Annotated in this window: 14 protein-coding genes; 7 read left to right on the top strand and 7 right to left on the bottom strand. The window is 63.7% G+C overall.

From position 1 onward, the window contains the following. The first annotated feature begins 128 nt into the window (after positions 1-128). Complete coding sequence (locus NHH73_24195; GenBank protein ID USX25647.1) at positions 129-1,841, top strand: hypothetical protein; 1,713 nt, start codon at positions 129-131, stop codon at positions 1,839-1,841. A 96-nt stretch (positions 1,842-1,937) separates the two neighbouring features. Beyond that, entirely contained in the window at positions 1,938-3,155 is a 1,218-nt protein-coding gene (locus tag NHH73_24190; protein ID USX25646.1) for an aminotransferase class I/II-fold pyridoxal phosphate-dependent enzyme, read from the top strand. A gap of 134 nt (positions 3,156-3,289) precedes the next feature. Here the strand turns inward: NHH73_24190 and NHH73_24185 are convergent, their stop codons facing one another. Both NHH73_24185 and NHH73_24180 read right to left on the bottom strand, forming a co-directional pair. Further along, a complete protein-coding gene (locus NHH73_24185; protein ID USX25645.1) occupies positions 3,290-3,568 on the bottom strand; it encodes a flagellar protein FliT in 279 nt (92 codons plus the stop codon). 172 nt (positions 3,569-3,740) lie between these two features. Next, positions 3,741-4,568 (bottom strand): HDOD domain-containing protein, encoded by an 828-nt coding sequence (locus tag NHH73_24180; protein USX25644.1) that lies wholly within the window; start codon positions 4,566-4,568, stop codon positions 3,741-3,743. 129 nt (positions 4,569-4,697) lie between these two features. On the opposite strand from NHH73_24180, the gene NHH73_24175 reads away from it, so the two are divergent. Beyond that, complete coding sequence (locus NHH73_24175; protein USX25643.1) at positions 4,698-5,318, top strand: methyltransferase domain-containing protein; 621 nt, start codon at positions 4,698-4,700, stop codon at positions 5,316-5,318. 117 nt (positions 5,319-5,435) lie between these two features. Next, positions 5,436-5,627, top strand: coding sequence for a CsbD family protein (locus NHH73_24170; GenBank protein ID USX25642.1), 192 nt, complete (start codon positions 5,436-5,438; stop codon positions 5,625-5,627). A gap of 96 nt (positions 5,628-5,723) precedes the next feature. On the opposite strand, the gene NHH73_24165 is transcribed toward NHH73_24170, so the two are convergent. The 3 genes from NHH73_24165 to NHH73_24155 form a co-directional block, all read right to left on the bottom strand. Continuing rightward, positions 5,724-6,218: a type VI secretion system tube protein Hcp gene (locus NHH73_24165; GenBank protein USX25641.1), complete on the bottom strand. Its 495-nt coding sequence runs from the start codon at positions 6,216-6,218 to the stop codon at positions 5,724-5,726. A 236-nt stretch (positions 6,219-6,454) separates the two neighbouring features. Next, a complete protein-coding gene (locus tag NHH73_24160; GenBank protein USX25640.1) occupies positions 6,455-8,665 on the bottom strand; it encodes a S9 family peptidase in 2,211 nt (736 codons plus the stop codon). 136 nt (positions 8,666-8,801) lie between these two features. Beyond that, on the bottom strand, positions 8,802-10,187 hold the full coding sequence (locus NHH73_24155; protein USX25639.1) for an MATE family efflux transporter: 1,386 nt from the start codon (positions 10,185-10,187) through the stop codon (positions 8,802-8,804). A gap of 191 nt (positions 10,188-10,378) precedes the next feature. Here NHH73_24155 and NHH73_24150 point away from each other — a divergent pair, with 191 nt between their 5' ends. Continuing rightward, the gene (locus NHH73_24150; protein ID USX25638.1) at positions 10,379-11,041 is read left to right on the top strand and encodes a beta/gamma crystallin family protein; all 663 of its coding nucleotides are present in this window, start codon (positions 10,379-10,381) and stop codon (positions 11,039-11,041) included. A 53-nt stretch (positions 11,042-11,094) separates the two neighbouring features. Here the strand turns inward: NHH73_24150 and NHH73_24145 are convergent, their stop codons facing one another. Continuing rightward, entirely contained in the window at positions 11,095-11,706 is a 612-nt protein-coding gene (locus tag NHH73_24145) for a PEP-CTERM sorting domain-containing protein (protein ID USX25637.1), read from the bottom strand. 193 nt (positions 11,707-11,899) lie between these two features. Between NHH73_24145 and NHH73_24140 the strand changes: the two genes are divergently transcribed. Further along, positions 11,900-12,862 (top strand): DnaJ domain-containing protein, encoded by a 963-nt coding sequence (locus NHH73_24140; protein ID USX25636.1) that lies wholly within the window; start codon positions 11,900-11,902, stop codon positions 12,860-12,862. 3 nt (positions 12,863-12,865) lie between these two features. Continuing rightward, positions 12,866-13,198 (top strand): chaperone modulator CbpM, encoded by a 333-nt coding sequence (locus NHH73_24135; GenBank protein ID USX25635.1) that lies wholly within the window; start codon positions 12,866-12,868, stop codon positions 13,196-13,198. Here NHH73_24135 and NHH73_24130 read toward each other — a convergent pair. Beyond that, entirely contained in the window at positions 13,176-14,249 is a 1,074-nt protein-coding gene (locus tag NHH73_24130; GenBank protein USX25634.1) for a LysR family transcriptional regulator, read from the bottom strand. The genes NHH73_24135 and NHH73_24130 overlap by 23 nt on opposite strands. Between the last annotated feature and the right edge of the window lie 112 nt (positions 14,250-14,361).

Genomic DNA, 14,361 nt, shown 5'->3' with positions numbered 1-14,361 from the left:
TCGGAAGTCATCACTTGGGGGCTTTTCAGTGTAGCGCAGTTTGGAAAAATTATCCTGGGGCTACAAAATCGGGAAATTCTGCCGTTATAGCCGTATACCTCAAGATTGCGCGTTACCGGCGACCCTTTATGCAGCGTTTCACACTTACAGATTTGCTCCGCTCCCTGGCCTGCGCCGTATTGCTGGCGCCGACAGCTATCGTGGCCAACGTGGCCGGCGCTGCCGAGCTGGGCGACGTTTCAGCGCGCTCGTTCATCGGCCAGCCGCTGTCGGCCGACATCGAACTGGTGGCGCTGGCGCCGGACGAAGTGAACGCCTTGCAGGTGCGCCTGGCGCGGCCGGACGTGTTCCGTGGCGCGAACATCACGATGAATCCGGCGCTGTCGTCGGTGCGCATGTCGGTGGTCAAGCGCGACCAGAAGCAGTTTTTGCATGTGACCACCACGCGCCCGATCGACGCCGACTACGTCCATATGTATGTGGAGCTGGGCGCGGCGGGCCGGCAGGATGTTCGTTTGGCAACGGTGTGGTTGCAGGCGGATCCCAATCCGCCGCCTCCGCCGGCGCCAGTGGTGGCGTCCGTGCCGGCGCCCAGCGCGATGACGTCGGCCGACGCCGAGCGCATCGCGGCGCAGGCCAGGGCGGAGCGGGTTGCCGCAGCGCCGCCCGTGGCTGCCGCGCCGCCGGTGCGGGACCGGTCGCGTCCGGCGCCGTTGCCGTCGTTGCATGAATCCGAGACTGGTACAGCGGGGGCGCTCAAGGCCGCCGCAGCGGCCGCGGCGCCGGCTCGGCCGACATCATCGGTGGCGGTGCGGGATTTGCCATCGCGCATAGCCGAAGCGATGGGCACGCCGCGTAACGCGTCGGCGGCCACGCCCGCATCCCCTCCGGCAGCGGCCAAGCCGGCGGCGAAGCGGGAAGCTGCCACGGCCGACAGCGCGGTGCCGTTGCCGGTGGCGCAGGCTTTGCTGCCGTTGGGTCCGTTGCCATTGCCAGCCGGGGTCAAACGCGCGGCCGTGCCCGCCGCGTGCGCGCCGTCCGGGACCAGCGCCAGCGAATGCAAGGCGCTCGATACGCATAGCCAGGCCTTGTCCAGCAAGCTGGTGGAGCTCGAGGGCAAAATGAAGGCGCTGCAGGGCGCGATCAAGAATTCGGCTGCAACGCCGGCTGCAACGCCGGCGGCAACAACTGCCGCAACGGCTGCTCCTGCCGCCGCGCCCAAGGTGGGGCAGGCGGGGACGGCGGTGTTGGCGGCGGCTGGCAGCAGCGTGGCGGCCGCTGTGGCGGCGCCGGCGACGGCTAAGGAGGCGCCGAAAGCCGCCTCGGTAGCGTCGGCGGCACCTGGGGCGGTGGCCAGCCCGGAAGCGGCATCGGCCAAGGCGGCAGGGGACAACGCCGGCAAGGCCGGCAAACCGGGCAAAGCCGGCGAAGCGCAGGCGGCGACGATGGATGGCGCCTCCGCGTCGGCCTCCGCAGGAGCGGCTTCCGCCTCCGCATCGGCGTCCGCCGGCGAGCACGGCGCCAACGCCTCGGCCTCGGCGGCCGGCGCTTCCGCCTCGGCGTCCGCGCCGGTGCCGCTCAAGCGCGTGCTGCCCAAACTGAAATACAAGAAGGAAAAGCCGGTCGAACGTCCGACCAACTATGTCGCCTGGGGTGCCGGCGTGGTCGGCGCGTTGCTGCTCGCTGGCGCTGGCCTCATCTATTGGCGCCGCAAAAAGTCGGGCGCCGCGCCGCTGAAAATCTGGCAGGGCTTCCGCAAGAAGAAGCCGGACGAGGCGGGGGGCAAGCCCCAGGAGGCGCAGCCGCTGCACGAAGTGACGCCCGAATCAATAATGCAATAGTAATAAGCTTATTACCTCAGCTTTGCCTGCGGTGCCTCGATCTGGGTTATAGTATTCGACGCTTTTTGCACGCCATACCCCATTTTGAAAGAGCATATGACCGCAACGTCGCAATATCAGGAACAGTACCAAGCCTTCAAACAACTCGGCCTTAAACTGGATATGTCGCGTGGCAAGCCAGCGCCCGAGCAACTCGACTTGTCCAACGCGCTGACCGAAGCGCTGGGTGGCTTCAAAGCCGCCGACGGCACCGACGGCCGCAACTACGGCGGCACCATCGGCCTGCCGGAAGCGCGCGAGCTGTTCGGCAAACTGCTGGACGTGCCGGCCGCGCAAGTCGTCGTCGACAGCAGCGCCAGCCTGTCCCTGATGCATGACGTCATCATCTACAGCCTGCTCAACGGCACGCCGGGTAACGCCCCGTGGGTGCGCGAGCCGGTGACCTTCCTGTGCCCGGTGCCGGGCTACGACCGTCACTTCTCCATCTGCGAAGCGCGCGGCATCAAGATGATCAACATTCCGATGACCGAAGCCGGTCCGGACATGGACCTGGTCGAAAAACTGGTGGCCGAGGACGCCAGCATCAAGGGTATGTGGTGTGTGCCGAAGTACAGCAACCCGGGTGGCGTGGTCTATTCGGACGAGGTCGTCAACCGCTTGGCCGCGATGAAAACCGCCGCGCCGGACTTCCGCCTGATGTGGGACGATGCCTATCGCTTCCACCATCTCGGCGAGAAAAAGCTCGAAGTGGCCAACATCCTCGAAGCGTGCGCCAAGGCCGGCAATCCGGACCGCGCGATCGTGTTCGCGTCGTCGTCAAAGGTGACCTGGGCCGGTTCGGGCATCGCCGCGCTGGCCGCATCGCCGGCCAACATCGCCTGGTGGACCAAGCACGCCGGCATCCGCAGCATCGGCCCGGACAAGATCAACCAGCTGCGCCACGTGCGCCTGTTGAAGGACGTCGCCACCGTCGAAGCGTTGATGGAACAGCATCGCGCGCTGCTGCAGCCGAAATTCGAAGCGGTGCTGGCGCAGTTTGACGCCTACCTGGGCGACGTGCCCGGCGTATCGTGGACGCGTCCGCTGGGTGGTTACTTCATCGACCTGGTGACGCCGGACGGTTCGGCCAAGCGCACCGTGGCGTTGGCGAAGGAGGCCGGCATCACCTTGACGCCGGCCGGCGCCGCCTTCCCGTACGGGAACGACCCGAAGGACAGCCACATCCGCATCGCCCCGAGCTTCCCGTCGCTGGACGAGATCACCAAGGCCGCGCAAGGGATCGCGCTGTCGTTGCGCGTCGCGCTGGCTAGCTAAAAAAGCAACTCCGGGGTCAGGTCCGCCATTTCTACACGGGCTCGACCTTTGGAGGCGTTGTCGGCGGTTCGTCGACGGTGTTTGGGCATAAAAAAAGCGCCTCGATGAGGCGCTTTGTTATTTGGCGGGCGTTTTTATTGACGCGCCATGCCGGGTACCTGGTTCATCCATGGATCGGCGATGTCGCGGATTTCGCGGTCGTTCGCCAGGATCTGCTTGAGCAGGTCGATCTTGCGCAGTCGCGGCGCGCCGCTCAGGGCCGGCACGCCGGTGGCGACCGCGCGGGTCTCGGTGGCGCATTGGGTTTCCAGCTTGCTCAAACCATCCCAGTCGCCCATGCGCGCGGCGGCGGCCATCTGCTTGCTCAAACCGGCAATGTTTTCGTACATCGAGAGGACTTCGGTAGCAATCATATACCCACCCAGGCTAGTTATCTTCGGCAAACGGATTACCGCATGTCCTGATTAACGTCGCCTTGAACGGGAACTTTAGGGTATTTTGAAAAAATATTTGAAAAAGACGAAAAAAAAGCCGCCAGGCTCAAAAGCAGGCGGCTTTGGTTGCCGTTAAAGCAAGCTTGCTGGTTTACTTGACCAGCTCCTCCAGACCAGCGCTCAGCTCGTCCGGCGATGGCATATCGTCAATCAGCGCGTTGTCGTCCAGGCCCAGCTCCTCTGCCAGTTCGGTCGGGTAGCAGGCGGCGATTTCCTCGTCGCTCAGTTCGGCATGCTCGACGCGGGCGCGCCAAGCGGCCAGCGAGACGACGGCCGCCAGGCGATTGAGCTCGCCATTGTGATGCGGCTCCGGGAAGGCTTCGATGGTTTCCGAGAAGGCGACCGGGAACTTCCAGCGCTTGGCCAGCTCGGCGCCGACATCGGCGAAGGTGTAGCCGAACGAAGCGGTCTCGGCATCGAGACGGCGCGCGTCCATCGGCCCGGCGATCTTGTCGATTTCCATCGATTTTTCCGGCATGGCCGAATGCATCACCAATTGGCCGATCGCGTGCATCATGCCGATGGTAAAGGCGAGGTCGGTGTTTTCCTTGGTCTTCTTGGCGATCCACTTCGCCGACACGGCGGTGTGCAGGCTGTAGCGCCAGAATTGTTTAAGGTCGAGGCCGGGAACGGTCTTGAAGCCGCTCACCAGGCCGGAGCTGATGACCAGGGTGCGCACGGTGACGAAGCCGAGCATCAGCACGGCGTCCTCGACGGTGCCGATGCTGCGCGAGACGTGATAGTAGGCCGAGTTGGCCAGGCGCAGCAACTTGGCGCTGAGCACTGGATCGGTCGCCAGTTTTTTCGCGATCTCTTCGGTCGAGACGCTGGCCTTGTCGAAACTGCTGATCAATTCCTCGACGACCTTGGGCGCGGTGGGCAGCGCGGTCGGATTCTGGAACAAGGCGTCAAGTTTCATTTTTATCTCCTCGATACTTTTCATAGGGGCATTGCTATGGGCTAACTATATAGCGATTCCCCGAATGACAGAAGCGTTTTGATACCTGAGCGTATCTTTTCTGCCGTGTCGATACGCTACACTGGCGTCATGGAACCCGATCACATTGAAGCAATCACGCAGAAAACCCTGCAACACTACGAGCAGACGGCGCAGCAATTTTTCGCCGGCACCATCGATCACGATGTCAGCCAAAATATTGCCGCGCTGCTCGACGCGATCGAAGCGCCGGCGCCGTTCCGGTTGCTCGACCTGGGCTGCGGTCCGGGCCGCGATTTGAAAACTTTCCGCGAGATGGGACACGAGGCGATCGGCGTCGACGGCTCGGCCCGCTTTGTGGAGATGGCGCGCGCCTACAGCGGTTGCGAGGCGTGGCAGCAGGACTTCGTCCAGCTCGATTTGCCGGCCGACTATTTCGATGGCGTGTACGCCAACGCCTCGCTGTTCCACGTGCCGAGCGCGGCATTACCGGACGTGTTGCGCCGCCTGCAAGCGGCCCTGAAACCGGGCGGCGTTTTGTTCAGCTCCAATCCGCGTGGCGACAACCGCGAAGGCTGGAACGGCCCGCGCTACGGCAGTTACTACGATTACGAAACGTGGGAACGTTACCTTGTCGCAGCAGGTTTTAGCGCTGTCCAACATTACTATCGGCCGACCGGATTGCCGCGCGATCAGCAGCCGTGGCTGGCCAGTGTTTGGCGGAAAATTTGATTGGTGGCAGCGTTCGCGAACGCACAGAGAGCTCAGCCGCTGAAGCCTATAGTGAATCCATGCACACGGCGCCACGTTGTGTGTCCTGTAGCTTCAACAACGATAAAGGAGTTCATCATGAACAAGGATCAAGTTAAGGGTACGGCGAAAGACATCGGCGGCAAAATCCAGGAAAAAGCTGGCGAACTGGTGGGCAGCTCCGAACAGCAGGCCAAGGGCCTGAACAAGCAAGCCGAAGGCAAAGTGCAAAAAGGCGTGGGCGATGCCAAGGAAGCAATCGACGACGTCGTCAAAGGCAACCGCAACTAATCGCACGATCCAGCGCCGAGAGCGCATCGCAGGCGATCATTCGCCGCATAGAAAAACAGCCGCATCAGCGGCTGTTTTCGTTTACGGGCGTTGCGGTCAGGCCGCGATGCGATTGGAAGACAAATCCCAGCCGCCGGCGGTATTGCCACCGGAGCCGCCGGAGATTTTCTGCTGCGTATAGCGCCACTTCACTTTGGAAAACTTCAGTGACACTTGCTCCGACAGCACATCGCCTTCCGTCACGCTGGGCGACACGGTGCCGACCAACACGTTTTCCAGTTCGATTTCGAAGTACTTGATGCGCTCGCCCTGGCCATCGGCGCGCATGAATTCGAACTTCGCCTTGGGAATGGTCTTACCGGATGAGCACGTTTGCAGCAGCACGGGCGACGCCAGGTCGGCCATTTTCAGCAGGGTGATGTCCTGGTGTTCGCAACGCTCGGCGGTATGGCCGCCGCTGGTCGAGGCGGTCGCCGATTTCGGCTGGCTCACCGCCCAGCTGACCGACTTGCATTCAATCCAATCCTTGTGTTTTTCATCCGCCGACTCGCCCCGGATTCCGTCGATCTGCAGATAGACATCGATAGCCATAATTCCTCCTGGAATATAAGTGAAACGGCGCGAAACGCGCCGCAGCGGGCATTATCGATTAATCAACAAATCTCCTCTTGTGGCTGCTCAATCCACCCCCAAAAACCTCCGGGGTCAGGTCCACCAATGCTACACGGCCTCGGCGCTAACAACGATTTACGCGGCTTTTATCCGCCTACGCATCAGTTCGTGTAGAAATGGTGGACCTGACCCCGGAGCGTGACCCCGGAGCGGGTTTATTTTGCGTCGGGCATCAGGTTCTTTTTGAAGAAGGCTTCGATGTTGCCGTAGACGTGGCGCTGTGGCGCGCGGCCGGCGATGCCGTGCTTGCCGCCGGGGTAGGTCATCAGTTCGAAGCGGACGTTGCGGCTGACCAGCGCGTCGATCATGCGCGTGGTGTTGGTGAACAGCACGTTGTCGTCGGCCATGCCGTGCATCAGCAGCAGCGGCGATTTCAGGCCGTCCAGGTGCGAGTAGACACCAGCCGACACGTAGCCGGCGGCGTTCGCTTTCGGCGTGCTCATGAACTGCTCGGTGTAGTGGGTGTCGTACAAGGCCCAGTCCGTCACCGGCGCGACCGAGACGCCCATGGCGATCTTGTCCGACGCTTGCGCCAGCAGGCGCAACGTCATGAAGCCGCCGTAGCTCCAGCCGAACACGCCGATGCGCTTGGCGTCGACGTAGCTTTGCTTGCCCAGCCATTCGATGCCGGTCAGCTGGTCTTCGACTTCCACCTTGCCCAGGTTCAGGTAGTTGGCGTCGGTGAAGGCGCGCTCGCGGCGGAACGAGCCGCGGTTGTCCAGCCGCCACACCACGAAGCCTTGCTGCGCCATGTATTGGTCGAAGAAGTTGCCCCACTTGCGCGCGACGTGCTGCGCGTGCGGGCCGCCGTAGGTCGACAGGTAGACCGGATATTTCTTCACCGGGCTAAAGCCGCTCGGCTTGATCATCGAGTAGTACAAGGTCTGGCCGTCGTTGGCCTTCAAGGTGCCGTATTCGGTACGCAGGTGCGCGTCCTTGTACTTGCCGTACGGGTGGCTGGCGTTCAGTTCGTTGTGCTCGAGCCAGCTGATCATCTTGCCGTCCGGACGGCGGATGCTCACTTGCGGCGGGGTGTCCGGATCGGAGAAGGTGTCGACGAACACTTCGCCATTGCGCGAGAACGACGAGTCGTGCCAGCCGTCGCCGTCGGTGATGCGGGTCGGCTTGTCGGCGCCGCTGCCGTCAAGCTTGAGCGCGTAGGTCTGGCTGTCGATGACGGCGTCGCGGTTCGATTGTACGAACACGCGGCCATTTTTTTCGTCGACCGCGAGCAGCTTGTCGATGCCCCATTCGCCGCTTGAAATCGGGTGCAGCAGTTTGCCGTTCAGGTCGTACAGGTAGAGGTGCTTGCGGCCGCTGCGCTCGGAAGGCCAAATGAACTTGTCGTTGCCCAGGAAGCGCAGGTCGTCGAAGATGCTGACCCAGGTCGGCGACGTTTCGGTGATCAGCACGCGCTGCGCCAACGTCGCGGCGTCGACCGATACCAGCTCCAGCTTCTTCTGGTCGCGGCTCTGGCGCTGGAACAGTAGGGCCTTGCTGTTGGCGCTCCAGTCGGCGCGCACCAGGTAAATATCCTGTTCCGCGCCGAGCTCGACGTTGCGGATCTCGCCGCTGACAGGCGAGACGATCTTCAGCTGCACCAGCACGTTCGGATCGCCGGCGGCAGGGTAGCGCTGCTCGATCACGTCGGTGCGGTCGGCGTAGATTTCAAAGCGCTTGACCACCGGCACCGGGGCCTCGTCGTAGCGCTTGTAGGCTATGGCCGAGTCGTCCGGCGCCCAGTAGTAGCCGCTGGTCTGGCCCATTTCTTCCTGCGCCACGAATTCGGCTTCGCCGTTGTGGATGGTGCCCTTGCCGTCGGTGGTCAGCTGGCGTTCCTTGTTGGTGCTCAGGTCGATGACGAACAGGTTCTGGTCGCGCACGAACGACACATAACGTCCCTTGGGCGAGATCTTCGGATCGAGCACGTTGCCGCTGGCGACCATGCGCGCGGCGTCGGGCTTGCTGACGTCGATCAGGTACAGGTTGCCGGCGATAGGCACCAGCAGCTGCTTGCCGTCCGGCGACCAGCTATAGCTGAGGATGCCCTTGAGGCTGGCGGTGCGGGCGCGCTCGCGGCGGGCCTTTTCGGCGTCCGACAGGTTCTCTTCCGGCACCAGGATCTTGGAGTCGACCAGGCGGTGCGTGGACTTGTCCTTGAGGTTGTATTCCCACAGGTCGAGCTGGAACTGGTTGTCGTCGCGGCCGCGCAGGAAGGTGACGCGGGCGCCGTCGGGCGACACTTTCAGGCTGCGCACGCCGGGACCGCTCAGCGACGGATCGGCATGGATGCGGTCCAGGGTCAGTTTTTCGGCAGCGGCGTTGCCGCCGGCCAGCAGTGCGAGAAAGCAAAGGATAAAGCGCATGGAAGGTCTCTTGGTGGGCAATCCAAGACGATACCAGAGTCGTGTTTATGTGGCGAGATGGCAATGTTCTGAATCCATCCCGCAAAACCGTCTTTCCTTCGGCCTTATGTATCGCTTTGTTTCGTATCGCTTTATTTCAGGCGCCGTGCACGCGCCGCAGCGCCAGGTTGCGCAGGGACCAGCTCAGCAGCACTGCGGCCACCGTCAGCCCCACCACCAGCCCGATCCAGAAGCCGGACGCCGCCATCGGCGCGGCCGGCGACCACGGCATCCATTGCGGCGCCAGGCCCAGCCAGCAGCCCAGCGGCAGCGCGAAGCCCCAGAACGCCAGCAGCTGGATCTGCATCGGCTGGCGCGAGACCTTGTAGCCGCGCAGCGCGCAGGCGGCCGCGACCTGGGTCGAATCCGACAGCTGGAACAGCGCGGCAAACAGCAGCAGGTGCGCGCACAGCTCCTGCACCGCCGGGTCGGACGTGTAGGCGCGCGCGATCTGGTAGCGGAACACGACGATGAACGCGGCCGACAGCACGGCGAACGCCAGCGACATCCATACGCCGACCCAGGCCACGAAGCGCGCCTTGAGCGGATTGCCTTCGCCCAGCGACTGGCCGACGCGGGTGATCAGCGCGATGCCAAAGCTGAGCGGCACCATGAACACCAGCGACGTGAAGTTGAGCGCGATCTGGTGCGCCGAAATCTGCACCACGCCGTAGCGCGCCACCAGCAGGCTGACCGCGCCGAACGCGCTGACCTCGGCGAAGTAGCTGATGCCGATCGGCACGCCGAGCCGCAGCATCGTGCCGATCTCGGGCCAGTGCGGCCATTCCCAGTGCGTGAACGGGTAGGTGGCGCGGTAGGCCGGCGCGTAGCGTATCCACGCCAGCATGGCGAACAGCATCATCCACATGCACAGCGCGGTCGAGACGGCGCAGCCGACCCCGCCCAGCGCCGGGAAGCCCCAGTTGCCGAACACCAGCAGCCAGTTGACGAAGACGTTGATGCACAGGCCCATGATGGCGATCAGCATCACCGGCAAGGTCTGGTTGATGCTGGTGCTGTAACCGTACAGTGCGCGGTAGGCGGCGAACGGCAGCAGGCCGATGCTGATGATGTGGACGAACAGCTCGGCCTGGCGCTGCACGTGCGGCGTCAGGTATAAATGCGCGAACAGCAGGGTGGCGACGTTGGCCAGCGCGGCGGCCACCAGGCCGACGCCGAGCGCCTTCCATAACGATTGCCTCACCGTGTGCGGGATTTTGCGCAGGTCGCCCGCGCCGACGTCGTGCGCGACAATGCTGTTGATCGCCATCATGACGCCGCTGACGGTGACCAGGATGATCGACCAGATCGACGCGCCCAGCGACACCGCCGCCAGCTCGTCGGCGCTGGTGTGGCCGGTCATGGCGACGTCGGCCACCCCCATGCCGACGGTGGCCAGCTGGCCGATCAGCATGGGCCAGGACAGGCGCCACAGCGCGGCGGCTTCGAGACGGATGGACGACAGAGTGAAAGAGTGGGGCATACGGTGACCGGAGCGGCAAGCTGATGTGACTGGGGTCCGCCATTCTAACGGCTACTTTGAACACGATTGCATTTGGTTGCAATTTAGTTGGAGTGCTGCGTATGCGAAACTAATAACATGCGCGTTATAGGTGCAAGGCATCCAGCCCGGATGTTCAACATTGTCGCTAAATTACTATTCAGGCCAAAAACATGAAAAAATTCCTGCCCCGCTTGCTGAACGCCGCCCTCGCGCTGGCCGCTCCCGTTGTCTTCGCCGCCGCCGCGCACGCCGGTGAAGTCACTCTTTATACCCACGACAATTTCGGCGGACCGGCGGTCACGGTGCGCGACCAGGTCCCGGACCTGTCCTCGGAAGGCTTCAACGACCGCGCCTCTAGCGTGCGGGTGCGCTCGGGCCGCTGGCAGCTGTGTGAGAACGCCAATTTCGACGGTCATTGCATCGTGCTGGGGCCGGGCGAGTACCGCAAGCTGGAAGGATTTAACGATGTGCTGTCGTCGCTGCGCGAAGTGGGCGGCAACGATGATCGCGGCGATCGCGGCGACCGGGGCGATCGTGGACATGGCCGGCGCGGCGAAAACGGCTACGGCGGCGGTGGCCGTGGCGGCGCCCCGATCGTGCTGTATTCGCAGTCGCGCTTCAACGGGAGCGAGCTCGAGTTACGCGATGATACCCGCAAGCTCGATCGCCTCGACTTCAACGACCAGGCCGGCTCGGTGATCATCCGCGAAGGCAGCTGGCAGCTGTGCGACGACGCCGATTTCCGCGGCAAGTGCATCGTGCTGTCGCCGGGCCGCTACGACAACCTGCGCGACATGGGCGACCGCATTTCGTCGGTGCGCCGCGTGCGCTAAGCGCTTGACCGGGACGGCTTGCCGTCCCGGGTCCTGCTACCGCGTGCGCTACCTCAAGCGCGCTTGCGGCGCGACATTCCTGCCACCATCGCCAGGCCCACGCCGAGCATCGCCCAAGTTTCCGGCTCGGGCACAGCGGCCGCTGGCTGCTCGTTGAGCACAAGGTTGTCCACCAGGCTGAAGTTGGTGAAGCTCGATTCGTTGTAGACGAGTTCCATGACGAGCGAGGTGAGGTTGTCAAAGCCGGTCAGATAATGGGTGGTCAGGTCGTTAGGGTTTGGCCGGCTGGCGCCACTGTTGGTGTAGGTCTGGATGGTTTTGTGCCCGCTCACGTCGGTACCGGTCAGCTTGACGCTGCTCGTTTCCAGCGGCAGCACTGTGCGCAGGTCGAGACTGGCGAGCGAAAACACCTTGTTGGCAGCGTTGGTCACGCTCAGGGTGCCGCCCAAGTCCATGCTGGTCGTCCCCGTCCTGGAGATGAAAAATACGAGACCCGACGAAATGTTGAAATTGTAGCCGCCTGTTGCGAAGCTGTCGCCGCCACTCAGGAAAGCGGTTTCGTTGGCGGGGAATTCGTCGAAGGTGATGGTGGTGGCTTGCGCCGCGCCGGCCCCGGTGGCCATTGCGATCGCCAATATCCCCGCCTTCAGTTTTGATGAAAACATTTAATCTCCCTAGTTTTATTTGAGTGGAAATAGTATCTGTTTCCAAATGAATAAGATATAAAATTGCAACTTTTTGTGGCGGCGGTGCCGCGCCCTCCCGTCTGAAGGGCGGCGGCGATGGCGGATTGGAGGTAAACTTCGATCATTGTCGAGTCAAGTCGCCGGCCCAACGCAGGCAAGAGTGGAGCGCAACGTGGAATACAAGGACTACTACCAGACCCTGGGCGTGTCGAAAACCGCCTCGGAAGACGAGATCAAGAAGGCTTACCGCAAGCTGGTCCGCAAATACCATCCGGACGTCAGCAAGGAAGCCGACGCGCAAAAGAAAACCCAGGAACTCAACGAGGCCTACGGCGTGCTGGGCGACGCCGAAAAACGCGCCGCCTACGACGACCTGGGGCGCGGACGCCAGTTCCGCGCCGGCCAGGAATTCCGTCCGCCGCCGGACTGGGGGCGCGGCTTTGGCGGCGGCACCGGCAATCCGGGCGCCGGCGGCGGCGCTGCGGGCGGCGGTTTCGGCGACACCGATTCGAGCGACTTCTTCGCCGACCTGTTCGCCAACCTGGGCGGACGCCGGCGCCAGCAGTACGCCTACGAGCCGCAGCGCGGCGACGACAGCCACGCCACCATCACCATCGACCTGGTCGACACCTATCAAGGCGCCACGCGCAACGTCAGCATGATGGTGGCCGAGCGCGACGCCGCCGACCGCATCGTCACGCGCGAGCGCACGCTCAGCGTCAACATTCCCAAAGGCGTGACGGCCGGCCAGCAGTTGCGCCTGTCCGGCCAGGGCCAGCGCGGCGACGGCGGGCCGGGAGACCTGTATCTGGAAATCCAGTTCCGGCCCGATGCGCGCTACCGCGTCGATGGCCGCGACGTCTTCGAGACGGTGCCGGTGGCGCCGTGGGAGCTCGCCTTGGGCGCCGACATCGACGTGACCACGCCGTCGGGCAAGGTCACCGTGTCGGTGCCGGTCGGCTCGCAAAGCGGCCGCAAGCTGCGCCTGCGCGGACGCGGCATCCCCGGCAAGGAAGCCGGCGATTTATACCTGATTTTGGAAGTGGTGCTGCCGCCGGCGAACACCGACAAGGCACGCGAGCTGTATCAAACGATGGCGCGCGAGATGGCGTTCAATCCGCGCGCGGGAGGATGAGCTATGGGACAGACAATGGAAGCAGCGGTGGGGCAGCCGCCCCTGACCGCCGTGTTGATCGATGAGACCGCGCTGACGCTCGAGGAGCTGGCGCGTGCCTGCGCCGTCGAGCGCGACTGGGTGGTGCAGCGCGTGCGCACCGGCATCCTGATGGAGTGCGATTCGGAGGATTGCGTCAGCTGGCGCTTCACCAGCGCCGACCTGGTGCGGGCGCGCCGCCTGTGCCAGATCGAGCGCGACTTCGAGGCCAACGACGACGTCGCCGCGCTGGTGGTCGATCTGTCTGAGGAGATCTGCCGCCTGCGCCGCAAGCTCAGCGCGGCCGGCGTGAAGTAGCCGCGGGCGCCCGCTTGACCGGCGTGGCGGTGATCACCGGCAGCGATGCGGCCGACGGCGCGTCGTTCGAACGCTGATGGAAGGGCATGTGGATCGGCGGGTGGTGCCTGGCCGCCGCGCCGGTGTGTTCGGTGCCGCCGTATTCGTCGGCGATTTGCTTGTCCATCTCCAGAAACTGCTGCATGACCCAGCGCGTGGCCGGTCCCGGTTCTTCGTCGGCGCGCCGGATCACGTACAGCGGCGCGCTGAAGGCCGGCCCTTCGGCGACCTCAAGCTGCACCAGGCGTCCCGCGTCCAGGTCCCACTGGATGAATTCGACCGGCATATTGCCCCAGCCGATGCCGCTGCGCAGCAGCGCGTGCTTGGAGCTCAGGTCGCCCAGGCGCCAGTCGCGCAGCGCCACCACGCCGAAATCCTGACCCTTGGTCAAGGTGCTGCGGTCGGTCAGCACCAGCTGCGTGTGCTCGCGCAGGACCTCGTTGGGGATCTTGCCCTTGATCTGCGCCAGCGGATGGTTGGGCGACACCACCGGCACCATCGTCACGAAGCCGCAGCTCTGCCGTTCGATGGTGTCCGCCGAGCCGGGCATCCAGGCGCTCAGGCCGACATGGCAGGTGCGGTCCATGACCAGTTGCGTGACCGCGCCCAGCGCCTCGGTGCGCAGCCGCATCGACACGGTCGGGAACTCCTTCTGGAAGCCGTGCAGAATACGCACCAGCTTGCAGGTCGAATACATCACGTCGACCACCAGCGACACCTCCGCTTCCAGCCCGGCCGACAGCGCCTTGGCGCGCGCCCGCATGCCGTCGACCTTGAGCGAAACGGCGCGGGCGTCGGCCAGCAGCGCCTTGCCGGCCTCGGTGAGCACCGGTTTGCGCTTGCTGCGGTCGAGCAGTTCGATGTTGAGCTGCTCCTCCAGGTTGGCGATGGTGTAGCTGATGACGGACTGCGTGCGGTGCAGCGCCCGCGCCGCGTGCGCGAAGCCGCCGTGGTCGATGACGGCGATGAACACGCGCAGCTGGTCGAGGGAGGGGAGGCCGGGGTCTCGCATGGTGGTTGCCTATGGTTGATGCGGTGGTTGATGTTTAGATATCGATAAAATCGATCAGTAAGATTTAAATTTACTGTATTTCATCGATAGTAATCCCGATCTATGATGCATG

This window comes from Oxalobacteraceae bacterium OTU3CINTB1, from assembly GCA_024123955.1.
Classification (GTDB): domain Bacteria; phylum Pseudomonadota; class Gammaproteobacteria; order Burkholderiales; family Burkholderiaceae_D; genus Rugamonas.
The sequence above is the reverse complement of the archived record's forward strand: the minus strand, read 5'-3'. Positions and strand labels throughout refer to the sequence as shown.

Excerpts from the sequence above, each read along its gene's own strand:
- NHH73_24195 (USX25647.1), top strand. The coding sequence starts at position 129 with ATGCAGCGTTTCACACTTACAGATTTGCTCCGCTCCCTGGCCTGCGCC.
- NHH73_24190 (USX25646.1), top strand. The coding sequence starts at position 1,938 with ATGACCGCAACGTCGCAATATCAGGAACAGTACCAAGCCTTCAAACAA.
- NHH73_24185 (USX25645.1), bottom strand. The coding sequence starts at position 3,568 with ATGATTGCTACCGAAGTCCTCTCGATGTACGAAAACATTGCCGGTTTG.
- NHH73_24180 (USX25644.1), bottom strand. The coding sequence starts at position 4,568 with ATGAAACTTGACGCCTTGTTCCAGAATCCGACCGCGCTGCCCACCGCG.
- NHH73_24175 (USX25643.1), top strand. The coding sequence starts at position 4,698 with ATGGAACCCGATCACATTGAAGCAATCACGCAGAAAACCCTGCAACAC.
- NHH73_24170 (USX25642.1), top strand. The coding sequence starts at position 5,436 with ATGAACAAGGATCAAGTTAAGGGTACGGCGAAAGACATCGGCGGCAAA.
- NHH73_24165 (USX25641.1), bottom strand. The coding sequence starts at position 6,218 with ATGGCTATCGATGTCTATCTGCAGATCGACGGAATCCGGGGCGAGTCG.
- NHH73_24160 (USX25640.1), bottom strand. The coding sequence starts at position 8,665 with ATGCGCTTTATCCTTTGCTTTCTCGCACTGCTGGCCGGCGGCAACGCC.
- NHH73_24155 (USX25639.1), bottom strand. The coding sequence starts at position 10,187 with ATGCCCCACTCTTTCACTCTGTCGTCCATCCGTCTCGAAGCCGCCGCG.
- NHH73_24150 (USX25638.1), top strand. The coding sequence starts at position 10,379 with ATGAAAAAATTCCTGCCCCGCTTGCTGAACGCCGCCCTCGCGCTGGCC.
- NHH73_24145 (USX25637.1), bottom strand. The coding sequence starts at position 11,706 with ATGTTTTCATCAAAACTGAAGGCGGGGATATTGGCGATCGCAATGGCC.
- NHH73_24135 (USX25635.1), top strand. The coding sequence starts at position 12,866 with ATGGGACAGACAATGGAAGCAGCGGTGGGGCAGCCGCCCCTGACCGCC.
- NHH73_24130 (USX25634.1), bottom strand. The coding sequence starts at position 14,249 with ATGCGAGACCCCGGCCTCCCCTCCCTCGACCAGCTGCGCGTGTTCATC.